The following is a 24817-nucleotide window of genomic DNA, read 5'->3' as shown; positions in this document are numbered from 1 at the left end:
ATCGTTTGTAAACTACGCTCCTATTGTTTCCGTGCAGGAGTCGCAGTCCGTTCAGGAATTGGAGCCACGGCGGCGCTGCAGTGGCTTGCTGCATCGCATGCACGTATCCCAAAGTAGACGTTATCTTTGGACACAGGCAATGTCGCAGCGAATTCCGAGTCAACCATCTTCAGCTGATCTTTGAGACCGTCCGCGTTGACCGCATACTGCCAATCTGTAGAGGCAGTTTCACGCCACACAATCTGATAGTGGGCCGCTGCACTGAATGCGCTCGGAGCGCTCCACTTTAAGATCGTGCGATTATCCAGATTCGATGTAACGACACGCACATTCTGGGGAATTCCAGGAGAATTGGCGAGAGTTGCAAGGGTCGCCATGTTCAAACGGGCTACGTTCGCGATGTAATTGAAGTCATCAAACTTGAGCAGATCGCCGTATTCTTTCCCATTTTCGATGCGAACGTGTTGATGCTGATGATCGTAGTTTTCACGCCACTCCGTAAATCGAACCGCAGGGAAGCCTTCATCCGAAAAACTCTTGTGATCGCCTCCACGCAGATAACGATCCAGCCGAAGTTCCATTACTCCTGCAAAGTTTGGTGCAATGCTGGCAGACTTCCCCATTGCCTTTGAAGAGAAGTACGTTCTGTCGGCGTCGAGCACCTCACGGGCCAACTCACGGGAAGGGGAGTCGTTGTCCATTCCCAGTGTTAGCATCTGGCGAATCTGTTCGATGGGAGCGGAAGGCAAAATACCTTGCGAAAAGATGCGAACAAACGACTTATTCTGGAGCGTCTCCCCAGGAGTCGTATCGCCGCCCACGATGTCGTTGTTCAATACACCCTCGAGCTGCCACCCCTCTTTCTTTGCCAAAAGCGAGAGATGATGAGACCCATTCAGACCTTGCTCCTCACCCGCAACGGCTACAAAGACAATGGTCGCTGGGAATTTGTACTTACTCAGCACCCGCGCCGATTCCATGGACACCGCCGTACCGCTCGAGTCATCGTTAGCGCCGGGCGCAAACGAATGCGTATCCATCACGTCGGTTTCGCGTGTGTCGTAATGTCCGGTGACAAGATACATCCGCTTCGAGGCAGCTGGATCTGTGCCGCGGAGGATGGCATACACATTGCGAAGTGGAGTCGGTTTGAGAATGCGCGGCCGGCTTCCCCCCAACCCGGCCTGCTGCGGTTCTTCGATGAACTCATCAACGTGAACCTCTAGGCAACCGCCGCAATCCCTGCTGTACAGCTCAAACTGTGACTTGATCCAATCGGCCGCTGCCAGAACACCGGTGCCAGGCTTCAGATCTGTCTCTGTGGAGGAGATCGTGGACCGATTGCTGAAATCCACCAAGCGCGCAATGTTTGCCTTGAGCCGGTCGCTCGATACGGCTTTGAGGGCTGCAGCTATCTGCTGGTCGGGAACAGCCTTCGTGATCGGAGCGCCGAAAGCTTTGTAATCAACACTCTCCTGCGGTGTACCGGAGTGTTTCTGAGCGAACGACGTAGAGGCAGCGATTGCAATGGCAGTAAGGAATAAACCCGTTTTCATCAGACTCCTTCAAAAATTTCACCGAACTTAGAATGGAAGAAGCAACGCAGTGCCTGAGAACTGAAGGCACTGCATCGACAAAGAGCGGTCCACGGCTAGAAGATGATCTTCCCAATAATTTGGAGCTGCCGCGAGGAACCAAGGTCTCCAACGGGGAAGCGGGTTGAGGAGATAATACCGAACGTTGTGGAGTTTGCCGAGGTCGTCGGATTGCCAAAACTCGCATGATTGAGAATATCGAACGCATCGGCACGTAGCTGGAACTGCACGGACTCGGTGATCTTGGTGTTCTTTTCGATCGAGAAGTCTGTATCCGCGAAACCGGGACCGACCAGTGAATTGCGGCTCATGTTTCCAAATCCGGTGGATGGTAGCTGAAAGGTGCAGGTTGCCGCAGGTGTTGTGCAGGTAGACGGATTGAACCACTGGACCGTGACATTGCTCGGACGCGTTAGCCCGTACTGCACCGGTCGCAGCAGGTTCGGATGAAGAACGTTAGCAGTTCCAGTGAACGTTGAGGTGGTCGTGATATTCAGCGGGTTGCCTGTTTGCCATTGAGTGATGCCTGAGAGCTGCCATCCTTCGACGAGCCGATTCCCTCTGAAGGGCAGCGTATAAATCGCGTTCAGACTGATTCGGTGACGTGTATCAAAGTCCGACGGACCATAGTTGAGATAAGGACGAGTAGCATCCTGCAGTACCGTTCCGCTTAATGAGCCCGTATCCATCGACTTCGAATAGTTGTAGTTGAAGTTGAAGTTCAGGCCATTGCGAAAAGCCTTACGCGCGGTCAACCACATCGCGTTGTAGTTGGACATGCCGATGGAAGAAACCTGCGTAATGTTGACGTTGCTAATGTTTGCGCCTGCCGAAATCGGGCTGCTTGCTGCTATGGACTGAAACGGCCTTACACCTGCCGCATTGGGTTGGTTTACGTTCAGCGGTGTCCGCAGGTGCTTTCCAACCGAACCGTAGTACCCAACTGAGGTCACGACGCCGAAGGGTAATTCATGTTGTACATTCACGTTGAAAGTTTCGGTGTAGGCGTTACGCATATTGCGTTGCACACCGCTGATGCCGATACCCGCGAGCCCCGCTGAGTTGTAGAGGTTGTTCAGTGGGATAGTCACGGCAGAGTTGCTATAGTTCACACGATTTGCAAACGGTGGGTTGCTATTCAGATTGCCGATCACATTGCTTTCGGGTTGGTCGGCCATATAGCCGTATGCACCTCGGAGAACGGTCTTACCCGAACCAAAGACATCGTAGGCAAACCCTAGTCTTGGCTCATAGTTGTAGTTTTGCTGGTAGGGGCTGTTGCCGTACCCGTTGGTTCCAACGCGAAAGAGTGACGCTGTTGGAAGATCGAAGACGACCAGGCGATTGGCGCCATCCATCGGTGATCCATTCCACTCATAGCGCAGGCCGAGTTCGAGGGTAAGCTGCGGCAGCGGCTTCCACGCATCTTGAACGAACGCACCGAGAGCATTGACGTAAAGACGGTTCGAAGTACGCGTAGGCGTAATCGTAAAGCTGTTCGCTCCACCAGCCTGGAAGTTCGCAATCGTATTGAAACCGATGGTGCCTGTGTCCTGCGAGAAGTTCACATTGAGAAAGCGACGGAACTCTCCACCGAACTTGATAGAGTGTTTCCCGACCGTGTAAGTCGCTGTATCTGAGAAAATTCCGAGCGTGTCAAAACGTCCCTGCGGGAAACCGGAAGGACCGCCGAAGTTTAGGTTTGGTCCGGTGATGGTGATCTGGGGAATGCCGTTAGGACCGGTGGTTCCAGTGTCAATGCCCAAAGTCGTCGGGTCCGTAGTCACATTGGGGTTGAATGAAATGGAGATGCGGTTGAAGCCTAAACGTGCTTCATTGACCAGCCTGGGCGTAAACACATGGGTTTCGTTTACGGTAAGAACCTGGCGCGTCGCGGCGCGGTGGTCTCCAAAGCCAGAGACGGTATTGCCTTGTAACGTGGGCTCCGTGCGGACATCTTTTTGCAGAGCATAGAAACCGTGCACCGTATCGTTGGAGTGGAAGGTCTGGCTGACGTCGATCGTGCCCTGGTCCGTTTGAACGGGTCCGCCGGCAATACCAACAAAGCGAGATCCCGTCGAGTCGTTGGCCACGGGTATAAGCGCCAGAAGATTACGAGCGACCGGATCGGTTACTCCCGCACGCTGAGCGGCGGTCAACACTCCACTATTAATAGTGAGACCTTGCGACTGGCGCAGGCCTTCGTAGCTGGCAAAGAAAAAGGTATGGTCTTTCCAGATAGGGCCGCCGAAAGCTCCGCCGAAGTTATGGCGTTTGAGTGGGGCAATTCGCGTGCCCTTCGGATTGAAGTAATTCCGTGCGTCGAGTGCCTCGTTGCGGAGATATTCAAAGGCTTCACCGTGGAAAGTATTGGTTCCCGAGCGCGTGCTGACATTGACGACAGAGCCAGAGGAGCGACCATACTCAGCAGAAAACGTCTGGTTGTTGATCTTGAACTCGGAGGTGGTATTGATAGAGGGCTGGAAGGTAATCTGATTTTGCGTCAGGTCATTCAGGTTGACGCCGTTGATCTGAAAGTTCACCGAATCCTCGCGATTGCCCGCTGTCACAAAGCTGTTGGCGCCAAGGCCGCGACTGGGGGCCGTGAGTGATCCCGCAGCCGGCGCGGTCACTCCTCCCGGAGTAAGTACCGTTAGATCCAGAAAGTGGCGGCCATTCAGCGGGATTTCCTGCACGGTCTGACGGTCAATCACTTGCCCCACCGTGATCGATTCCGAATCGATGATCGGAGTAGCGCTTTCAACCAGAACGGTTTCACCTGCAGACTCCAGCTTCATCGCAACGTCGAGACCCGTTTTTGCATCAACCAGCAGCGTGAGTTTTTGCAGGGTGTATGTTCCAAAACCAGGGGCCGTAACACGCACCGAGTAGTCGCTCGGTGCCAGCGAAGGAACGACGTAGGAACCGGCGTTATCCGAAGTAATCGTACGATCGGCTCCAGTAGCTAAGTTGTGAACGACGATCGAAGCGCCGGCAACAACCGCGCCAAGCGGATCGGTGATTGTGCCGGAAAGCGTCGCGGTGGACTGTGCCAGGGCAACCCACGGAACGAGGGCTCCGACCATGACCAGGAAAACTAAATGAAAGGGACGAAGAACGCGCATCAACAACCTCCAGAATAGGAAATGCGTAAACAGCTTCTAGCTTGCTGATAGGTATCGAAGGAACTTGCTGCATGAGCTTTGAGGCACAGAGCGATCTTTGCCGCTTCTTGATAAGGAAGTAGCCTTACTGCAATAGAAATTCCAGAAGCAGGTCGTATTTTTTACGACGCTTCAGAAGTTTGCATGCAAGTATCTGTTGCTAGTGGCCGTAATATATCAGACATTCATCCAGCATTTGTCACGTTCTATATTTCCTCTACAGAGGCTTTATGCGCCAGCCCATTTCACTGTTTACTCTGTTTATTGCCGGATTCGGCATGCTCTCTCCGCTGGGCGCCCAGACGATCTCCCGAGACCTCGGTCAACTTACAGAAACTCCCGCGATTACTGGGTATGAAGCCCCTTTGCTCAAGGTACTTGAGCAAAGGTTAGCTGGCATGCATCCTCAGCGCGATGCCATGGGCAATCTCACTGTGACCTTCGGATCGGGCGCTCCACATCGACTTATCGCTGCTCCAATCGACGAGCCCGGATATGTCATAAGCAGGATCGAAACGGATGGCTATGCCCGATTGCAACGTCTGCCGCAAACTGGTCTGACCCCTCATTGGAACGAGTTGAATAATGCCCAGCCGATGTTAGTAGAAGCCCGGGATGGCACACTGCATTCGGCCGTGATGTCCGGGCTTTCCATCCACCTCGAACCCGGTCGCGGCGACGTACCCAATGCGGACGATCTGGATCATATGTATCTCGACCTGGGTGCCAGTTCCGCCGCGGAAGTGCTCCGTGCTGGAATGGATCTTCTCAGCCCTGTCGCTGCGGAACGACATCTTCTGCGGGTGGGCCTTTCGCAATGGAGCGCCACTGCCGTCGGTGATCGTTACGGTGCTGCCGTCCTGCTTGCATTAGCCGATGCCCTTAGCAAGGAGCACGGAAGCGGAACGACCACACTGGCCTTTGTTATGCAGCAGTGGGCGGGATCGCGAGGCTTGACGCGCGTGGTTGCCGCAATCCATCCCGACGAACTGATCTACTTAGGGCGTACGCGGCAGCCAGCGAGAAGCGCATCCGCCACGGAAGCGACGGAGAACGAGCGCTTATCCATGGTGAGCGCGGAACCACTCGGTTCGGGAAGCCTCGCTTTAGACGCCTCTGGCTCTGCCACCGGGCCGGAGAGCGCGTTGGAAAGAGAGTTCAGAGCAACCGGAAAAGCAAGGTCAACGAATGCCTTCGCGCCAGTCTTGGTGCGTGGTTATGGTCCGGCTATCCGGTTGCCAGCACAATCGGTTCATCTCAGCATCCCACTCCTCTATCCCTTGACCGCCGGGGAAACCCTGGATGAGCGAGATGTCGAAGATCTGCTAAAGAAGATTGCGAAGCACCTTGGAATCGCCATTTCGTCACAGCCCAGTCTCATTACTGCAGCGATGACCGAACCTGGATTGTCTGCGAAGCCTGTCGCGGCTCCTTCATCAGGAGTCTTGTTGAAGGCGCTGGTTGAAGCGTATGGCGTGAGCGAACAAGAACACATGGCCCGCGAGGCGGTCGAACGAATGCTTCCATCCTGGGCCCATCCGGAAATAGATACAGGTGGAAATCTCATCCTCCGTCTCGGCTCGGCTGTGACGGCAAAGAGCGATGCGTCCGAAGGCATCGTCTTTATGGCGCATACTGACGAACTGGGCTTTCGGATCCGTTCGATCAAGGACGACGGCACTCTGGAACTGGACAATAAAGGAGGAGGCTCGCCTGCCTTCTTCTGGGGACATCCCGCGCTGGTACATACAGCAGACGGAATGAGGGCGGGCGTCATAACCTTGCCGCCAAACTGGGAATCGACTCACTTCAAATTTCCCGCAGACTTTCGAGCCAGCGCCAGCATGTACGTAGGAGCCTCCTCTGCGGAAGAGGTAGTAAAACTTGGCATCAAAGTGGGAGATCAAATCACCATCCCCAAGCGATATCGCCCTCTGCTTGGGAAACGCATCTCCGCCAGAAGTCTGGATGACCGCGTCGGCTGCGCCGCAATGATTCACGCAGTGTGGGAGCTCGGGCCCAATACAAAGCGAAATGTGACCTTCGTCTGGTCCACACGGGAAGAATTGGGCTTGCTTGGCGCGGGTGAGTATGCGGCTGCGTCGGCGTCAGCAGGGAGGACCCCCGCCACCGTCTTCGCAATCGACACCTTTGTCTCTTCCGATTCACCCATCGAGTCCCATCGCTTTGCCGACGCTGCGGTGGGCGGCGGCTTTGTGGTTCGCGCCATCGATAGCTCCAACATTGCGAGTTGGCCGCTCGTGCAGCGTGTGCAGGCACTCGCGGAGCAGCACCAAGTGCCTGTCCAATACGGCGTAACCGGCGGTGGAAATGATGGAGCGACCTTTCAGCGTTACGGCTCGGCCGACGTTCCGCTGAGCTGGCCGTTGCGGTACTCTCACTCTCCCGGGGAAGTGATCGATCTGCGAGATCTCGACGCTCTCTCTGCGATAGTGACGATACTGGCCAAGGGCTGGTAGGGTACAGGTCAGATCCATGTGGGTGGGACTGCCCCTTGGGATAGAGAAAGAGAAAAGAGATGCATGTCGAGAAAGTCGAAGCGGACAGCCTTACAGAACAGGCTCATCGCTCCATCAAACGTTACATTCTCAAGGGGAAACTGAAGCACGGAGATCGAGTGACTGAGGACTTTTTCGCCCAGGAACTCGGCATCAGCAAGGCCCCCGTGCGCGAAGCCCTGAACGCCCTGCAAAACGAGGGGCTGCTTCGCATCCAGCCGCGTAAAGGCGCCTATCTGCATCACTTCACGGAGAAGGAGGTCGCGGACCTCTATGATCTTCGTGAAGCGATTGAGGTGTTTGCCGCCAACACCATGGTGATCACTCCGCAATTGATCGAGCAGCTCTCAGAGAGCGTCGAACGGACCTGCATGCTTCTCAAACAGAACAAAAAGACAAAGTACATCGACGAAGATATTGCATTTCACAAACTGATCGTGGAAGCGACCGGAAACCGCGAGTTGCAGCGAGTCCATGCGAATATTCAGAGCAAGCTCTGGCTCTGCCGCTGCCAGACCTATCAACTGACGTCGCCCGACACCCCCGCCGCTCATCGGGAGCTCTCCGACGCGATTGCCAGAAAAGACCGCGAGGAAGCAGCGGAGGCAACGCGCCGTCATATCCGGTTCGTCAAACTGTCGCTGCTGGAGCGGATGAGAGATCCGTCCAGAAAGTCGCCTCTTCCGTAGGAATGTTGCCTGCTAAACTGGCCTTTAGATGCCTCCCTCTATATCCCCGATTGTTGAACTCAAAAGCGTCCGCAAGGTGTATGACACCAAGGTCGCAGTCGACAACGTCAGCCTCCGCATCGAACCCGGCACCATGTTCGGCCTGCTCGGCCCCAACGGGTCAGGGAAGACCTCTTCCATTCGCATGATGATCGGCATCACGGTGCCCGATGCAGGGACGGTAAGCCTCTTCGGCCAGCCCTTCTCCCGCGACCATCTCCAGCGGGTCGGGTATCTCCCGGAAGAGCGCGGCCTCTATCGCAAAATGAAGGTCATCGACCAGCTTGTCTTCATGGGCCAGCTCCACGGCCTCTCGGAACAGGTCGCCACAAAGCGGGCACACGCTTGGTGCGAACGCCTGCAGATCACCGAGGCCATCCCTAAGAAGGCCGAAGAGCTATCCAAGGGCATGCAACAGAAGATCCAGTTCATCACCGCGCTCATACACGAGCCGGAACTGATTATCATGGACGAGCCCTTTAGCGGCCTGGATCCAGTCAACGCTGGCCTGCTCGAAGACACGCTCCTGGAGCTTCGCAAAGAGGGAAAGGCGATCCTCTTCTCCACCCACCGCATCGATCAGGTGGAAAAACTCTGCGACGAAATCACCCTCATCCATCGTGGCTTCGTCGTCCTCAGCGGTGGCGTCCGCGAGATCAAAAGCCGCTACCCACGCAATCGCGTCCGCATCACCTTTGAAGGAGACGATAGCTTCCTTCAGCATCCCTCCATCGCCGAGCAGAAAAACTACGCCGGACAGTCTGAGATCATCCTGCACGGAGAAGACGCGCAGCCCCTCCTGGTCTACGCGGTAAACCATGGGACACGCATCCAGCGCTTCGAAGTCATGGAACCCACCATCGAAGATATCTTCATCTCTACCGTAGGAGGCAAAGTCGATGCGTAACCTGCTCCTCATCGCGAAACGCGAATATCTGGAACGCGTCCGTACCAGGGCCTTCGCCATTGCCACCGTCCTCATCCCTCTCGTGATGGTAGGGGCCATTCTTCTCTCTACGCGCGGAACGAAGTCCGCCGGTCACATCGCCATCGTCTCCTCCGACTCGGCTCTAGCGCTCGACCTGCAGGAAGAGCTGGAAAAGAGCGATAGCTCCGAGATGCTGGTCGATGTGGAACAGCCGACACCCGGTTGGCAGCAGCGACTGAACACCGCCGTCGGGAAGAAGGACATCGACGGCTATCTGCTCATCGATTCCTCTACGCCCGATCCGGTCATTACTTACTCCTCGGGATCCAAGGGAGACATCAGCACCAAGTCAACACTCAACAACGCTCTCCGTCGCGTCCTCGCGCGCGAGCGCCTGCTGCACCGCGGCATGAGGCGGAACGACATTGACGCCCTCCTCAAAACGCCGGTTCTGCAAACGGCCACCGTCAGCAATGGACACGTCTCCAGTTCGAATACCACCACCGGCTTCTACGCCGCCTATGCGCTCTTCTTCCTTATGTACTTCGTCGTCATGATGCACGGCATCAACGTCGCCAGTTCGGTCGTGGAAGAGAAAAGCTCACGTGTCTTTGAAGTGATGCTCGCCACCGTAAAACCCTCCGATATGATGGGCGGTAAGCTCCTCGGTGTGGGTGCGGTAGGCCTCACGCAGGTCGGTATTTGGGTGCTTTGCATCGCGGCCCTGCTCTTCACCCCAGCACTCGCGCTCATGGGCGCAGGAGACTTCAAGCTCCAACTATCCGGCTTTCAGCTTGTAGCCTTTGTGGTCTTCTTCATCCTCGGCTTTATGCTCTATTCGTCCATCGCTGCGGCGGTGGGGGCCCTCGTAAGTTCGGAACAGGAGCTGCGGCAGTTCAACATGGTCATCGCCCTCCCCATGGCGGTCAATACCTTTGTTCTGGCTCCCGTCATCCTGGCGCCGAACTCGCTTCTCTCCACCATCCTCTCCTTTATTCCCACCTCTACGCCTCTGCTGATGTTCCTTCGCCTGTCGATCGCCGATGTACCGCTCTGGCAGGTAGGCCTTTCCATCGTGACGCTCAGCCTCTCCATCTGCGCGGTCGTCTGGTTCGCCGCCCGCATCTACCGTGTCGGCATCCTGATGTACGGCAAACGGCCCACACTGCCGGAGATCCTTCGCTGGGTCAGGTACAGCTAGCCCCTGCCATCGAGGTACGATGGATGCATGTCTTCCGTAGCAACGCCTAATCTCGCTAGCTTCCGCAAATTGGCAAAGAAACACACCCTTGTGCCCGTCTATCGCACCGTCACGGCCGATCTGGAAACGCCCGTCTCAGCCTTTCTCCGCATCGCTGCCGCAGAGCCCGAAGCCTTCCTTCTTGAATCCGTAGAGGGCGGCGAGCGCGTCGGTCGTTACACCTTCATCGGCATCCGCCCATACAAAAAGATCGTCTCGCGCGGCACCGAAATCCTGCTGACAGAGAAAAAGAAGACCAGGAAGATCACCGGCGACGTCTTTGCCACGCTGAAGCAGGCGCTCAGCGAACATAAACCAGCCCAGCTTCCCGGCCTGCCGCCCTTCACCGCAGGGGCCGTGGGCTTCTTCGCCTACGACGTCGTTCGTCAGATCGAAAAACTTCCGTCCATCGCGGCCGATGAACTCGGAGTCCCGGACGCCTGCCTCATGTTCTTCGACGAGATCCTCGCCTTTGACCACGTCCGCAAAGAGATCTTTCTCATCCTTACGGCTGACCTCACCCGCCAGCCCGATGTCGATGCGGCCTACGCGCAGGCCCTACGCAGGCTCGGCAGCCTGGAACGGCGTCTTGCCTCGCCCCTGCCCAGGCCGAAGCGCCGCAAGGCCCACACCGGAAAGCTCGAACTCACACCACGGACAGCCAAGCGCGACTACATGAAGTCTGTCCAAAAGGTGAAAGAGTACATTGCCGCCGGAGACATCTTCCAATGTGTCCTATCCCAGCGCTTCGACTGCACTCCCGGCGTGGATGCCTTTGAGATCTACCGCTCGCTGCGCATCGTCAATCCCTCGCCGTACATGTACTTCCTGCGCTTTCCCATGCAGAAGGGAAGCAAGACCTCGGAAGCGCACATCGTCGGTTCTTCGCCGGAGCTTCTCGTGCGCGTCCACGATCGCCGAATCGAATATCACCCCATCGCTGGCACACGTCCTCGCGGCACCGATCCAGAGCACGATCGCGCGCTCGAAGCAGACCTCCGTGAAGACAATAAGGAGGTCTCCGAACACGTCATGCTTGTCGACCTGGGCCGCAACGATCTTGGCCGCGTCAGCGAATACGGCTCCGTGAAAGTAAAAGAACTGATGTTCGTCGAGCGCTACTCCCACGTGATGCACCTTGTCTCCGCTTTGGAGGGAACACTGCGCAAGGACATGGAGCCCCTCGACGCCTTCCGCGCCTGCTTCCCTGCGGGCACACTCTCCGGCGCTCCCAAGATCCGCGCCATGGAAGTCATCGAAGAACTCGAACCGGCACGCCGCGGCGTCTACGGCGGCTCCATCTTCTATGCGGATTTCAACGGAAACCTGGACTCCTGCATCGCCATCCGCACCCTCTTCATGGATGGAGAGCGCGGACACATCCAATCGGGCGGCGGCGTTGTCGCAGACTCCGTAGCCCAGGCTGAGTTTGAAGAAACGGTCAACAAATCCAAAGCCGTAGTCCGGGCCATCGAACGGGCCCGTGCACAATAGTTCAACAAAGCACTAGCTGGCGTTGCAACCGTGGTTGTAAACAATCGGCTTACGCCATTCCTGCTGCGTCGCCAGCAGGATGCAGCTCTCACCGGACTCTGTATTCACGCGCCAGGTAATATTCCCCTGTCTATACACCTGAAACTTGCCCGTACCGGTAAAGGCCCGCCCGTTGGGTGGATTCGGCGCGATCGTATCGATCTTTGGTGCGCTTAGGCTAGTGACAGCAGACATCGACGAAGGCTGAGTAACATGCGCTGGCTTCGAATCACCCTCGGATGGCGTCACCGGTTGGTTCTGGTCGTCGGACACGACCTCGCCCGCCGCTACATCGCGATTTGTTTTGTAGCGGTTATATCCGAGATAGCAGAGGTAGCCAACTACAACCACTGCCACGATGGCCACAATACGCTTCAACATGTCGGCCTCTCTGTACCAGGGAAGATCCTCTTCTGTTGTACCTGCATGGGGTACCTTCGTGCTGGTTTCTTTTGCAACAACTTCTGTTCCATCAATACTTTGATGCGGAATGCCTGCGTGTGTATGGACGGTGGAGTCAGGTTCCATCTCCACGTGCGGCGTCTCGGTATAGGGCTGTTTCGGAGGCATCCCCATCATCATCACCCACGCCGCAGGATCTCGAACATTCCATTCCCTGCCTGAGAATCCAGGTTGGTACCCTGCGGCCGAAGGTTTACCATATTGAAGTGCCAAAATATTCGATCGTAGTCCCGTTCCATAACGAAGAAGAGAGCGTCACGGCGCTTTATGACCGCCTCAAAAACGTCATGGAGCACGTCAACGACACGTTTGAGATCGTGTTCGTCGACGATGGTTCGCGTGACCGTACCTATCGCCTGCTCGAAGAGATCGCTGCCGTCGATAGCCGCGTCCTCGTCATCAAACTTCGACGCAACTTCGGACAGACCAGCGCGCTTGCCGCAGGCTTCGACCATTCCAGCGGAGATTGTATCCTCGCCATGGACGGCGATCTGCAACACGCACCGGAAGAGATTCCTGCCTTTCTCGCCAAACTCGAGGAAGGATACGACGTCGTCAGCGGCTGGCGCGCCCAGCGCGGCGATAACTTCGTCCTGCGGCGCTTCCCCTCGCGCATGGCCAACTGGCTCATGGCCAAACTCAGCGGCGTCGATATCCACGACTTCGGAACGACCTTTAAAGCTTACCGCCGCGAGGTCATTCAAAATATCCCCCTCTACGGCCAGATGCACCGCTTCATCCCCGCGCTCGCCAGCTGGTACGGCGCAAGCATCTGCGAGATTCCCATCTCCAATCCCCCACGCATGCACGGAACCAGCCACTATGGTATCTCGCGCACCTTCCGCGTCTTCTTCGATCTGGTGACGATCCGCTTCCTTCTGAAATACGTCACTCGCCCGCTGCACTTCTTCGGAAGTTTCGGTGCACTGGGAATGCTGGCTGGCTTTGGAATCTCGCTCTGGCTTCTCGCGTTGAAGCTCTTCACGCATGGTCACGTAATGCAGGAACACAGCCCCCTCTTTGTCGTGGCGAGCGTCGCCATTCTGGCAGGGATCCAGATGATGGGGATCGGTCTTCTGGGAGAGCTTCAGGTCCGCCACTTCCATTCGCCCCAGAACCGCGCTCCTTACACTGTGGAGCGCATCGTTCGGCTTCGCTCTTCGGAAGAGACCATGCTCTCGTAGATTCTCCGCAACACAACTACAAACAGAAAGGCCCGCGATCGCTCGCGGGCCCTTCTCGTTCGGTACCAATTAGAAGTTGAAGCTCACCTTCCCCGTGATGGCGCGCGGCGAAACAAAGTGCGTTCCGCTGAACGTCGAAAGGAAGTTGTATACCGCGTACCTGTTCGTAAGATTGGTTGCCAAAACGCTGACGTTCGTCTTGATGCCATCCTTTACGTGGAAGATATCGTCCCAGCCGACGGTCGCGTCAAAGAGCGTTCGCGGAGCGACGCGGTTCGGATTCTTGTCGTCGTTCTCAGTGCCTTCCGCCGGAAGGTTCAGAACAGGCGTCTTTAGATCGTTCGGAGCACAAGCGATGATCGGATTGTTGATCGTCGCAGCCTGGCTTCCGCAAGTCAGCTTAAGCGCCGCCTGCTGATCTCCTGTCAGACCCAGCAAATCGTCGCGACCCGCTCCCGCAACCAGTCCACTCTCGTAGTGCCAGGTAAACCCGCCATACAAGCTGTGATGGAACTGATACGTTGCGTTCGTGGACTGCTGAAACGCCTGATCGTGATCGATACGGAAGACAGCAGAGGTATTCACCGTGGGATCGTTGGACAACACGCCTCCAACCTCAGGTCCGAAGAAGCGCGAACGCGTGTGGCCAAGCGAGGAGTAAGCAGAGAATCCCTTGTAGTTCGGAACGGTCAGCTTGATTCCCAGACCATCGATCTTCGACTTCTGCCACTGGATCGGGAACGCCAGCGGACTGTTGACGACGATGTCGAAATCGAAATCCCGGTCCGTGTACTTCCAGAAATACTCGGCACTGACAACGAGATAACGGCTCACACCCTGTTCAAACCCGGCGTTGTACTGATGGCGGGACGCCGGCTTCAGCGGCACCGCGGCAAGTGGTGTCGCTGAGGTGCTCTCAAGTCCACCAATGCCGGTGGAACTGGAGACGATAAGGTTCTCGTTATAGGGCGTCAGGAAGAATTTGCCATATCCAAGCCGGAGCACGGTACCAGCCTTCGGCACGGTGTAGCTCACGCCCAAACGCGGCTGCGCCATGGATCGGCTGCTGAGGCCGCTGTAGTTATCGAAGCGTCCTCCAAGAAGCACAGTCCAATTCTTCCAGGCGATCGTGTCAGAGATATATGCGGCCTCTTCAAAGATAGGAGCCGTTCCCTGAAAGTGGTAAAGCTGGCCACCACGGCTGAGATCGTAAGGTGCCAGCCCAGAAAGAAAGCCGTCATTGGCCGTGAAACCCAGGGCAGCGCATTGTGAGGGATTGGTGACCGACGGGTCGGTAACGGGGTTGCCGGAGGCGTCAAAGCAGGGGGGATTGAAGGTCGGATCGGTCACGCCGAGGCCAAAGCTCTCGGCCAGACCATAACGGCTGCCAGTAATCCCAACTTTGAAGGTGTTAATCCCGGAGGTGAAGATAAAGTCCCCACGCCCACCTGCCTGCTGTAGGCGACGACTCTGCGACAAGGTGACAGGTGTGTCGTCCGTGATGTCTTTGCTTGGATAGTAATGAAAGTTGTCCTGCCTCAGAAAGGGAGCAATCGTAAACAGGCTTTTTGCGCTCAGAGTATGCGTCCACGATGGGGCAATGTTGAAACTGAAGATCTGTGCCCGCTGGTCCTGCGTCTCCTGATCGAACTGGTCCGGCTGTTGGAACCAGGACCGTGAAAACGAAAGATTGAGTTGCAAAGCGTCCTGTTCCGTAGGCTTCAAATCGAAGCGGTCGAACACGTTAAAGTTATTGCCATGATCATGCACCGGCCGGAACTCGGGCGTATCCAGGTAGCGCCCCGCGTTCACTCCATCCACAGAGAGAAAGTCACCGAAACGTTTGGTTCCAAGCCCAATTGCAGCAGCGGCGGTCGTTGTGCCGAAGCTGCCATAGGTAAGGGAGACCGTTCCCGTCGGCTTCACCAGCCCAAGCCCTGAACGCGTCGTCGTTTCTACGACCAGACTTGCCTTGTCGCCGTACTCCGGAGGTGCGATTCCATTGATGACGTTGATCGACTGAATGATGTTCGTCGACGGCGGATTGCCGAAGACACGGCTCTGCTGATCGGAGATCGACTGCCCGTCAATCGCAAAGGTCGTATCCGCATGCTCACCCATCGGATGAAAGAGGCCGTTCGAATCCGATGCAATTCCAGGTGTGCTCTGGGTTACAAGCGAAGAGAGGGGAGCAGAGGTGCTCTCGAGTGGAAGCTTGTCGAAGAGATTGCGATCGATCGTGTTGGACGATACGGGATTGTTGCTTACCATATCGTCTGATTCGACCGTGATCTCCGAAGCGACGCCAATGGAAAGCTGGAAGTTCGTGGTATTGCCACCCGCACCACGAATCGCCGCATCCTGCGCGGAACTCGAAAAGCCAGCAGCCAGGGCGGTCACGTGATAGCGATTGAACGGTAGATTCGTTGCCGTGAAGTGACCAGCACTGTCTGTAGTAAAGCTTCGCTTAAATCCGCTGACGGGATTCTCGATCGTAATCGTAGCGCCTGGGATGACAGCGCCTGTGGAATCGGTGACTATACCTGAAAGCGATCCTGAGGCCGTCTGCGCGTTCAAAGCCGCTGCAAAAAGAAAGATCGAGAGCGCAAAGACGAACGACCGAAAGAAAATTCTGTTCATAGGGAAAACTCCTGCCGTGAGTACAACGGGATAGCGGTAAACGCTAGAGGCAGGCGATCTTCGGGAGGGAGGAAGGCTCTATCCGATCGCGTGCGACGACATGCTCCGCAGCATGTCAGTCGGCGGAGGCCGGCAGGCCAGATCGAATTGCCAAAAAAAACTAGGAGTCGTCGGCGTGTAGTGCTCGACCAAACGAATCGTCGGTTCCACGTGCGAGACAACAGACGTCCCGGCGACGTGTAAAGCAGAGTGCATTGCAGTACAGAGCGGACAGTTCTCAGGGGTGGTCTGATGAGAGCTCTGGCTCCTGGAGGGAAGACTGTCGATTATCTCAGAATGCGTATGGCAGGCTTGGGCCACACTGCCGACAACAAAGAGGGACAGGCAGAGAAAAACAAACGCAGAGAGCCAGAACGGCGTACCGCGTTTTTTTGACGCCCGGCTTGTGTTTCTCCACAGCACACTCTTGAGCATAGAGGGTTCCTTGATGAGACGCAACCCGCAATAAGAAAACCGTCTCTGCTCTTAACTTACGTGCACAATCGGCCGTCGGTTTGGATCACGAACCGCTCTGCGCAAAACTTCGTGGGTCAAGGGTGCTGTATCGCCCTCTCCAAGGAAGATGAAGCGGAAGATATTCCTCGACGGACTGACGTCGGTCCACCGAAAGTATGCATGTGGAACCTTCTTCGTACGCTCTTCCAAGCAGATCAGGAGTGCGGCAATAGAGTTCGCCACAACGGGACTCTTTGCAAAAAGAATGCGGTGACATCCCACGCGCCGCCCACTCACGTGAAGCTCATTGGAAAAGTCCGACGCCTCGGAACGATAGATCTCTAAAAAGTAAAGGCACTCTTCCGACTCGAGATTATGGAACTTGCGAAGCTCTAGGTCGTTCTCATCAAGCTGGCTGATTGTCTCCCCCTCTTCCGGTGCATGGGCGACCACGCGAAAGACCTGGTCGTCGTCATCCCGCAGCAGTTCCTCGGCACTCGCATCGAAGGTCACGCTCGTGACGCGCAGCTCCGTCGACCGAAGGGCGCGCGAGAGCAACGAAACACCGATGATGGCCGCAATAAAGATGGAAGAGATTTTGAGTCCCTCAGGGCGCTCGAAGATATTGGCAAGCGTCGTATATCCAAAGACCACCGTCGTCCCCGTGAAGAACCAGCGGGAAATTGGATTTCTGCACGCCAGCATCACAGCCACGGATGCGGATGTAATCAATACCAGAACGCCGGTAGCGTACGCACCACCCTGTGCGTCCACATCCGCATGGAAGAGCACGGTGACAAAGATCGCAATCCCCATAAACACCAGCACGAGGGGACGCGAAGCCTTGGCCCACTCCGGCGCCATGCCAAAACGAGGCAGGTAACGTGGAATCAGGTTGAGCAGGCCCGCCATGGCCGATGCACCCGCAAACGCCAGAATGCAGATGGTGCTGACGTCATAGGCGGTTCCCATCGCCGTCCCTAGGTAATGGTGCGCCAGCCATGCCATCGCGCGACCATTGGCCGCACCACCCTCGGCAAAGTCCTTTGCCGGGATAAGCACCGTCGTAATCACGCTGGTCACAATCAGGAAGACACTCATGATCACGGCGGCAGTAATCAGTAGCCGCTTGGTATTGCGTACGCGTTGTTTCTCATCCTTGGCTTTGATCAGAGGCATCACAGCGACGCCCGTCTCAAATCCGGAGAGTCCCAGAGCAAGCTTTGGGAAAAGCAGAAGCAGAAGACCAAGCGTGCGGAAAGGATGTTGCCCGCGCAGAGAAAGCGCATGATGCCATGCGCGCAACGCCTCCGGGTGATGCACAAGCTGGACGACTCCCTCGTAGGCCACAACCGCATTCAGAATGAGATAGATTCCCACGAGCCACACAGCGATCGTGATCGCCTCCTTGAAGCCTCTCAGGAAGACCCCTCCCAATCCAATCAGTAGGATCAGCGTCACCACCATCTGGCTCTGCATCCAGTGAGGGGTCAAAGAGTTATGCACCAGATGGGCTGCCGCGTCCGCGGCGGAGAGCGTCATCGTAATGACAAAGTCTGTCGTTGCAAATCCCAGCAAGGCCAGCACAAAGAGCTTGCCCGCCCAATCCGGAAAGAGGTTCTGCAACATCGCGATACTGCCTTGGCCGTTGGGGCTCGCCTTGGCTACCCGGCTATACACGGGGAGAGCAGCTCCAAGGGTGACCAGCACCAGGATCAGCGTCGCAAAGGGCGATAGGATTCCGGCCGCGAGGAACGCGATACCCGGCTGGTATCCCAATGTGGAAAAGTAGTCCACACCGGTGAGGCACATGACCCGCCACCAGGCATTTTCGGGTGGGTGTTCCTGGATTGTCGTCGGAACACGGAGATCAGCTAACAGCCAATCGGCAAAACTCATCGGCACCCCTCACCCTCATGGAGTGCCATGGGAGCTATAGGGTTGGCCGGGCGGGGTACAACTTGCGACGAGCTCAAGAAATCTGCCACCCTTCTTTTTCATCCTGCCACCAGATCAGACGATCCATACGCGGATAGTACAGTCCCAGCATAATCTGAGCCTGCTCTCCCACCGCACGCGCCGCCTGGGCATAGGTCTGCATCTGTCCCAGGTACTTCGCTCGCTGCACGTCAAAGTAAGCGTGATCCGGGTTCCCATGCTCTGAGGATTTAAAGTCGATGATCCATCGCACGGAGGTACCCTCTGCAAGCGGTTGGTCTCCGGCAAGAAACGTCCGGTCCATCCGGATATGTACTCCCGGCGAATCCAGATCTGCGGTATGCAATCCAAACTCGCTCTGTGCGCCGGGGTGAGGATGCAGAAGCCACCGCCCCGTCTTGCTCGACAACGCGGATTCAAGAGCGACCAACGCCAGTCCCGCCGCACGCTCCGCATCCCGAGGCGATAGCCCCTGCGACCGCGCATAGTTCGTCATCCGCCCCTTGGTGGAGCTAAGTCTTCCCATCTCCTGCTCAAAGGCGGCATTCGCAGCGGTGCCCTCAGACATATCCTCCGCTACGCGCGCGGCTACCTCTTCCAGGAAGGCATGCACCGTTTCACCCACGGCGCGCACTTCGAGCGATCCGCCGGAGCGCTGAAACGCCGGAAGCGCGGGCAGGTCCACATTCGCCGTTCCTTCAGGCTTCGTCGCAAGCAGGCGTTCTCTGGGATCAAAGTCAGCACGCAGCCTCCGCAGGATCGGTCTCTTCGCCGCCACTTCAGCGCCAGCCGCAAGCGCCAGGCCACTCCCTTCCTGCGGTTCCGCTGCGGAACTCGGCCAGAAAAGTAATTTAGTCGGAACCGGCGCGGGCTCAGCAAACAGAGCTTCCGCAATCGGCCACGCAGCATGTAAGAGCGTTCCTCGGCGCGCGCCCACGCTGTTGTCTTTTTTCGTTGCAGGCGAGGCAAACAGATGCAGCGCGCTCCGCGCCCGCGTAGTCGCTACATAAAGAAGCCGCTTCAACTCCGCTTCTCCCCGGGCATTATGGTGCCCGCGGATGAAATCGTTCAGAGACCCCGGTTTACCCGAACTGCTCTGGATCGGTGCCAGCAGAAGATGCGATATCTCCCCAAGATCATCCTCGTATTGGAACTCTGCCCAGTCGAGCAGGGTAGAGTCATTCCGTCTCGAAGTCTTTTCCAACGAAGGCACAATCACCAGGTCCCACTCCAGCCCCTTCGCCTTATGGATTGTCAGAATCTCGACTGCATCGGGAGCAGCCGCGTGTTCAGCAAAGAGCTTCTGTAGAGAGTCCTGCAGCGCCGAAAGATTTGGCTCCCCCCTCTGCGCGGTCATCTTCTCTAAAAGATGAAAGAATCGCGTCACATTCGCCGAACCCTCCGACCCGGCGCAGAGATCTCCGCCTAACAGGTGCCACGTATGTTCCACCCAGCGCACCAGAGGCATCCGTCCCCTCTGTCCCAGCGCCGCAGAAAGAATCGTCCATGTCTTTTCCGCACGGATTCGAGAAGCCTCTGAGAGCAGCTTCAATCGCTCCGGCAACATCTGCTCCAAAGGCCGCTGCGCCTGCGCAGGATCATCGCCAGCCGCAAGAATGTGCAGGTCTGCAAGCCCCAGCCCACACCACGGAGCATGAAAGATCGCAAGCCACGCCGTCCGGTCCGCCGGATGCAGAAGCGCGCGTGTCAGGGACAACACATCCAGGACCTCCTGCCGGTCCGCAAGCCGCTCCATCTCCACAGCACGGTAGGGAATCCCCGCCTCCGCCAGCACTTCCATAATGAGGCTCGCATGCGCCTTCGTGCGCACGAGCACCGCCGCAGAAGAAGCCTTAGGCTTCGCAACACTCACAGGCCGAGAACGCCAGTCATGCAGCAGACTCGCAATCTCCTCCGCCTGCTCTCGTTCGCGCTGCTTGTTATAAGCTCCAGCCTGTGCACGGTCCATGTAGGGAAGCGGCGTAGCATGCCAACGAAGCTCATGCTCTTGAGCCGGAACCTCCGCCGTCGCATCGTGATAGACGATCTCTCCTTCGCGCTCTGGAAACAGCAAGCGAAAGACCTCGTTGAAACCCTTCACCAGCCGCTCCTGCGAACGGAAGTTGGAGGTCAGAACCAACCGGCTCAGCGGCACATCGCCCAACCGTTCCGTCGTCAGCGCCTTGAGAAAGAGCTCCACCTTCGCCTCGCGAAAGAGGTAGATCGACTGCTTCGGATCGCCTACCAGAAAGAGCGTCTGGCTCGAACCGTCCCACCCTGCGGTTAACGCCTGCAGCAGGTCGTACTGGCTCGCGGAGGTATCCTGCATCTCGTCCATCAATAGATGCTGCATACGCATGCCCATCATCGCCGCAAGATCTCCCTTGCCGTTGCCATGGCGTAATGCCTCCCGCGCAGAGAGCGAGACCTCCGTAAAGTCGCACTCGCCGTCCTCAGCAAAGACGAGTCGCAACTCACCCAGAGCATTGCGCAGCAGCCGGAATAGTGCCTTCGCCACAATCCACTGCTCCGGTGGATACGGAGGCGACGGTGCAGAACGAACATTCTCAATCGCAGCAGAAAGTTCCGGGCTTCGAATCGAATCGACGAGTTCTTTCAACTCCACCTGCACCGGTTTCGGAATGATGAGATTCACATGGTTGGATTGGTAGCTCTTCCGCCATCCATCCTTGTCTTTCGTCATCAGAAGGGCGATCAAAGCCACCCAATACGGCAGATGACCACACTCCGTCCCCGGAGGAGACAAATGCTCCCGGCACGGAATCAGGAAGTTCTCCTTGTCCTTGTATCCCGGCTCGTTGCACAGACTCTCCGCAATCTGCGCCACTCGTGCAAGACTTGCCCGTGGAAAAGCCTTCTGCAGCCGCGTCAACGATACGCAAACGTTATGCTCCAGCGCCGCATTCAGACGCGGAAGCACCTGCTCATCCAGAAACTCATCTGTAAGCTCCGCACCGCGCAGTGGAATCAGGCTGCCCCACTGCTCCCGCTTCTGCAACATGCCGCAGATCAGCGCTTCCACACCCGCCAGATTCGCATCGCGATGCAGAAGAATCGTCTCAATGGCCTGATGGAGTTCGCGATCCTCGCCGCCCAGTTTCAACATCACGCGTCTTGCCGCGCGCGCATAGAGAGGCCACGCGTCTTCGGCCGGCTGAAGCTTCCCCCAGCCGCCCGCCAGCACAGGCATGGATCGTGCAATCTCCGCCGCCAGCGAGTCGATCGTACGGATGTTCAACTGCTCCGGCTGTTGTAACAACTGCCAGCCGTGCTCCGCATCGCGGGCCAGTACCTGCTTCGCCAGATCTCGCGTCGTGCGTTCGAAGCTGTCAACCTCAGTGTCCTGAGACGCGGAAGAAAGCGCGGAGAGAATGCGGTTGCGAATCTCCTCCGTCGCCTTCGTCGTAAACGTAATCGCAATCACCTGCGCAGGTGACTCGATCTGTGGATCCAGCAACAACTTCAGATACCGCTGAATCAAAAGCCCCGTCTTGCCCGAACCTGCTGGCGCTTCCACAATCCACGAGCGTGTCGTGTCGAGGGCCTGTTCGCGTTCATACCAATCCGCCGGACGAGAACTCACGCTTCGTCATCCTCGGAGTCTTCCTCGTCGCTCAACTCCATCAACCTCGCGGGATCAAGGCGACACAACAGCCGCTGTCCACAGTGCTCACAGGTCTTCGGATATTTCTTGGGTCCCACCGCGGCGTCACCCGCTGCAAAGGAATCCGCCAACTCGAGCAATGTCTCCTGCCACTCCTGAATCTGCTGATCGAAGTCGAGATCGGCAGATCGCTTCCTCAGCGGCGGAAAGACATCCGGTGTACGCGTCATCCCCCGCAGCCACAGGTCCTTCTCCGCCGGTCTCAAACTTGCGAATCCAATGCCGCCTACATTTCCAAGCTCTCCTGCAATCGCATAGAGAGGGAGTTGCGGCTTGTCCGGCCGGTCGCCCAGCCATTCGGAGGGCGAACATCTGCCTGTCTTGTAATCGATCAACACAAACTCAGGCCCGTTCTCCCCGGCAATCTCATCCACGCGGTCCACACGGAGTCTCAGGTGCAGATCGCCAATCATCGTCTCCTCGACCTCATGCTCTGTGTAGCGAACCTCGAATGGCACAGGCCGCTTGCGCTCGATCTCCAGCCACCGGCTCAAAAGCTCATGCAACCGCTGATGTTGGATGGAGATGTACGCGCGCTCCCAGCTGGAATCGGAGACCTCCAGCGCTTCGGCAATGCACGTATCCAGAACAACATCGCGCTTCGTCCGTCCACTGACAGGATCGATCTCGGTGCTCAGTCGCTCCAGTTCCGCTTGTGTCTTCGTACGACGCCAGAACTTTTCCAGAGCTTCATGCGTCGCATTGCCGCGCTCCGGTGCGCTCATGCCCGGGTCGACCTCGTCCGGTTGCGCAGAAAAAAGCCGGGCCTCCGCAAAGGCGCGGAACGAACACGCCGCCTGCAGTTCAAAAATCTGCGCTCCACCACGCAAACGTTCACCCGTAAGAGCGGGAAGGGGAGTGCTGTCTTCAACCTCTTCCATCACCTCAACCGCAGTATCGACAGTGTCCACCACCGCACGTCCCCACGCGTTCAGACCACCCAGCGCCATCACCGCCGGAGAGGGCCGCATTGTTCCCGCCGCCCGGGTCACCGCATAGCTGAAGACTACCTCCGCTGCGCTCGACGCAAGGCGCTCCGTCACAGATCGCGCAAAGGCGAAATCCATCGCTGGAGCAGCACCCGGCATGCCCGCCTCTTTCTGAAGCGTCCATGGCAACAACGGACTTGTAGAGCTCTTGCGAGGCCAGCGCATATCGTCCGCATGGAGAAACCACACGCCTTGGAAGTGACTGCCCGCTGCCTCCATCGGTCCCATGATCTGAATGCGCGCCCCACGCGACTGGGGTGCAAAGAGTGTCTCCTCTGCCATACTCCGCAACGTCGAAAGCATCTCTTCGTACGTCACACGTTCGCCCAGAGCATCCATCCCCGCCAGCTCGTCCAGCAGATCATCCCATCGCTTGCGCAGTTGAAACTCGCGGCTATCGGCAGACCTTGGCCCCGGCCAACCCGCCGTTTCCAGGACCTCGCGCACGAGGTCACTCCAATCCGACCATCCCATTGCCTTCTTTAAGCGCGGCTGCGCGAGCTTCTGTGCCTGCATCAGTGCTGTGGAAAGAGACTGCAGACTCGTGTGGGGGGTCGCATCACCCTTCACAAAGATCAGCATCTTTGCCGCTTCGCGTAACTCAAGCTCCAGGCTCAAACGCTTTCGCCTGCGAAGCACCTGCGCATCGAATCGGGCGCGCTCGCTGACATCTGCTTCATTCCCAAGGAAAGGGCTTCGAACGATCTGGCTTACCTGTTCCAGCTCAATCGGCCCATGCAGCCACCGCAGAAGTAGCAAAGCGTCGCGCACCATCGTGGTCTTCGAAAGTGCATCGCCCAGTGAAAACTCAAACGGCGGCGCGCTCTCGCTTCCCATCTCATAACTCCACGGCGCAATCCGTTCGCGAAAGACGCGGTCGATCTCCTCCCGCGTTTCGTCAAGATCGGGCACCACCACGGCAATCGTCCCGCTGCCCTCGCAAGCGAGCAGATCTTTCACCCAACTCGCGCATGCGAGCAATTCTTCACGATCGTCCGCACACGTGGCCAGCGACAGACTCTCCGCTTGCTTTGGCTGTTCCGCATGGTCAACGGATGCGCCACGTTCTTCCATCGCTTCGATCACGACGCCCTGCGAAGGAAGAACCCTGTCAAACCCCACCAGAAGAATCTCGACCACCGGCACTGAAAATCCACCGCCGCGGACGGTGCTGGCTAACCTGCTTGCCGCAAGCGATCCAGAGACCCACCTCTGCTCGTCGCAGATCCTTTCAAATGTCTTCAGCCATCTGCCGAAAAGCGCCACATCGGGCCCGCTCACTCCCGTCTGAAAGGTCGTAAACGCCTCATGAGCATTCCACTGCGACAGCAACCGCGTCGTATCGGAGGCCATCTCGCCCATCGCTCGTGTCGAAAGCAGGCTTCCGCTATCCGCCGTCGCTTCAATCGCCCGCATCCAGACCCTCCGCTCCTGCGCACGATTCAACAGAATACAGTCGGTTACGCCCTCGATCAGCATTTTGCGCCATTGGTCGGCAACCCATCCGTCCCAGGTCAAAATCTGGGGAGCCTGCCAGCCGGAACGGCCTTCTTCCCGCATCGTCCCCTCGAAATGCAACCGGAGCGTGCGCGCCGCACGCTGGTTTGAGGTCAGCACCAGCGCTCCCCGGGAAAGGGCATCCATCACTTGTTCGACTATCGGCAGGGCGGGGCTCACTTCTCCTTTTATACGCCTTTTGCGGGGTATCATCAGCTTG

The 24817-nt window shown here is 57.2% G+C and carries 13 protein-coding genes; 6 read left to right on the top strand and 7 right to left on the bottom strand.

The window, feature by feature from the left end:
• Window positions 1–20: 20 nt before the first annotated feature.
• Both ACIPR4_RS12935 and ACIPR4_RS12930 read right to left on the bottom strand, forming a co-directional pair.
• Window positions 21–1556: a M28 family peptidase gene (locus tag ACIPR4_RS12935; RefSeq protein WP_013569109.1), complete on the bottom strand. Its 1536-nt coding sequence runs from the start codon at window positions 1554–1556 to the stop codon at window positions 21–23.
• A 95-nt stretch (window positions 1557–1651) separates the two neighbouring features.
• The gene (locus tag ACIPR4_RS12930) at window positions 1652–4720 is read right to left on the bottom strand and encodes a TonB-dependent receptor (RefSeq protein ID WP_013569108.1); all 3069 of its coding nucleotides are present in this window, start codon (window positions 4718–4720) and stop codon (window positions 1652–1654) included.
• Between the two features lie 269 nt (window positions 4721–4989).
• On the opposite strand from ACIPR4_RS12930, the gene ACIPR4_RS12925 reads away from it, so the two are divergent.
• The 5 genes from ACIPR4_RS12925 to trpE are packed head-to-tail and all read left to right on the top strand — an operon-like array spanning window position 4990 to window position 11668.
• The gene (locus ACIPR4_RS12925; RefSeq protein ID WP_013569107.1) at window positions 4990–7239 is read left to right on the top strand and encodes a M20/M25/M40 family metallo-hydrolase; all 2250 of its coding nucleotides are present in this window, start codon (window positions 4990–4992) and stop codon (window positions 7237–7239) included.
• Window positions 7240–7298: 59 nt separating this feature from the next.
• Window positions 7299–7967 carry a GntR family transcriptional regulator gene (locus ACIPR4_RS12920; protein ID WP_013569106.1) on the top strand — a complete coding sequence of 223 codons (669 nt, stop codon included), beginning with the start codon at window positions 7299–7301 and terminating at the stop codon, window positions 7965–7967.
• 28 nt (window positions 7968–7995) lie between these two features.
• The gene (locus ACIPR4_RS12915) at window positions 7996–8913 is read left to right on the top strand and encodes an ABC transporter ATP-binding protein (RefSeq protein ID WP_013569105.1); all 918 of its coding nucleotides are present in this window, start codon (window positions 7996–7998) and stop codon (window positions 8911–8913) included.
• Complete coding sequence (locus tag ACIPR4_RS12910) at window positions 8906–10135, top strand: ABC transporter permease (RefSeq protein ID WP_013569104.1); 1230 nt, start codon at window positions 8906–8908, stop codon at window positions 10133–10135. The genes ACIPR4_RS12915 and ACIPR4_RS12910 overlap by 8 nt, the downstream gene beginning before the upstream one ends.
• Window positions 10136–10162: 27 nt before the next feature.
• Window positions 10163–11668 (top strand): anthranilate synthase component I, encoded by a 1506-nt coding sequence (gene trpE, locus ACIPR4_RS12905; RefSeq protein WP_013569103.1) that lies wholly within the window; start codon window positions 10163–10165, stop codon window positions 11666–11668.
• Window positions 11669–11680: 12 nt separating this feature from the next.
• On the opposite strand, the gene ACIPR4_RS12900 is transcribed toward trpE, so the two are convergent.
• Window positions 11681–12277, bottom strand: coding sequence for a hypothetical protein (locus ACIPR4_RS12900; protein ID WP_187290178.1), 597 nt, complete (start codon window positions 12275–12277; stop codon window positions 11681–11683).
• Window positions 12278–12375: 98 nt separating this feature from the next.
• On the opposite strand from ACIPR4_RS12900, the gene ACIPR4_RS12895 reads away from it, so the two are divergent.
• Window positions 12376–13353 (top strand): glycosyltransferase family 2 protein, encoded by a 978-nt coding sequence (locus ACIPR4_RS12895; RefSeq protein ID WP_013569101.1) that lies wholly within the window; start codon window positions 12376–12378, stop codon window positions 13351–13353.
• Window positions 13354–13422: 69 nt separating this feature from the next.
• On the opposite strand, the gene ACIPR4_RS12890 is transcribed toward ACIPR4_RS12895, so the two are convergent.
• From ACIPR4_RS12890 to ACIPR4_RS12875, 4 genes are all read right to left on the bottom strand, one after another.
• Window positions 13423–15993 (bottom strand): TonB-dependent receptor, encoded by a 2571-nt coding sequence (locus ACIPR4_RS12890; RefSeq protein WP_013569100.1) that lies wholly within the window; start codon window positions 15991–15993, stop codon window positions 13423–13425.
• 525 nt (window positions 15994–16518) lie between these two features.
• On the bottom strand, window positions 16519–18387 hold the full coding sequence (locus tag ACIPR4_RS12885; protein ID WP_013569098.1) for an APC family permease: 1869 nt from the start codon (window positions 18385–18387) through the stop codon (window positions 16519–16521).
• A gap of 73 nt (window positions 18388–18460) precedes the next feature.
• Window positions 18461–22030, bottom strand: coding sequence for a UvrD-helicase domain-containing protein (locus ACIPR4_RS12880; RefSeq protein ID WP_013569097.1), 3570 nt, complete (start codon window positions 22028–22030; stop codon window positions 18461–18463).
• Window positions 22027–24777 carry a PD-(D/E)XK nuclease family protein gene (locus ACIPR4_RS12875; RefSeq protein WP_187290177.1) on the bottom strand — a complete coding sequence of 917 codons (2751 nt, stop codon included), beginning with the start codon at window positions 24775–24777 and terminating at the stop codon, window positions 22027–22029. The genes ACIPR4_RS12880 and ACIPR4_RS12875 overlap by 4 nt, the downstream gene beginning before the upstream one ends.
• Between the last annotated feature and the right edge of the window lie 40 nt (window positions 24778–24817).

It is taken from the genome of Terriglobus saanensis SP1PR4, assembly GCF_000179915.2.
Lineage (GTDB): Bacteria > Acidobacteriota > Terriglobia > Terriglobales > Acidobacteriaceae > Terriglobus > Terriglobus saanensis.
Note: the sequence above shows the minus strand (reverse complement) of the source record. Positions and strands in the feature narration are given on the sequence as shown.

Bases quoted from the DNA above. Each gene is read 5' to 3' on its own strand.
- ACIPR4_RS12935 (WP_013569109.1), bottom strand. From the start codon at position 1,556: ATGAAAACGGGTTTATTCCTTACTGCCATTGCAATCGCTGCCTCTACG.
- ACIPR4_RS12930 (WP_013569108.1), bottom strand. From the start codon at position 4,720: ATGCGCGTTCTTCGTCCCTTTCATTTAGTTTTCCTGGTCATGGTCGGA.
- ACIPR4_RS12925 (WP_013569107.1), top strand. From the start codon at position 4,990: ATGCGCCAGCCCATTTCACTGTTTACTCTGTTTATTGCCGGATTCGGC.
- ACIPR4_RS12920 (WP_013569106.1), top strand. From the start codon at position 7,299: ATGCATGTCGAGAAAGTCGAAGCGGACAGCCTTACAGAACAGGCTCAT.
- ACIPR4_RS12915 (WP_013569105.1), top strand. From the start codon at position 7,996: ATGCCTCCCTCTATATCCCCGATTGTTGAACTCAAAAGCGTCCGCAAG.
- ACIPR4_RS12910 (WP_013569104.1), top strand. From the start codon at position 8,906: ATGCGTAACCTGCTCCTCATCGCGAAACGCGAATATCTGGAACGCGTC.
- trpE (WP_013569103.1), top strand. From the start codon at position 10,163: ATGTCTTCCGTAGCAACGCCTAATCTCGCTAGCTTCCGCAAATTGGCA.
- ACIPR4_RS12900 (WP_187290178.1), bottom strand. From the start codon at position 12,277: ATGCCTCCGAAACAGCCCTATACCGAGACGCCGCACGTGGAGATGGAA.
- ACIPR4_RS12890 (WP_013569100.1), bottom strand. From the start codon at position 15,993: ATGAACAGAATTTTCTTTCGGTCGTTCGTCTTTGCGCTCTCGATCTTT.
- ACIPR4_RS12885 (WP_013569098.1), bottom strand. From the start codon at position 18,387: ATGAGTTTTGCCGATTGGCTGTTAGCTGATCTCCGTGTTCCGACGACA.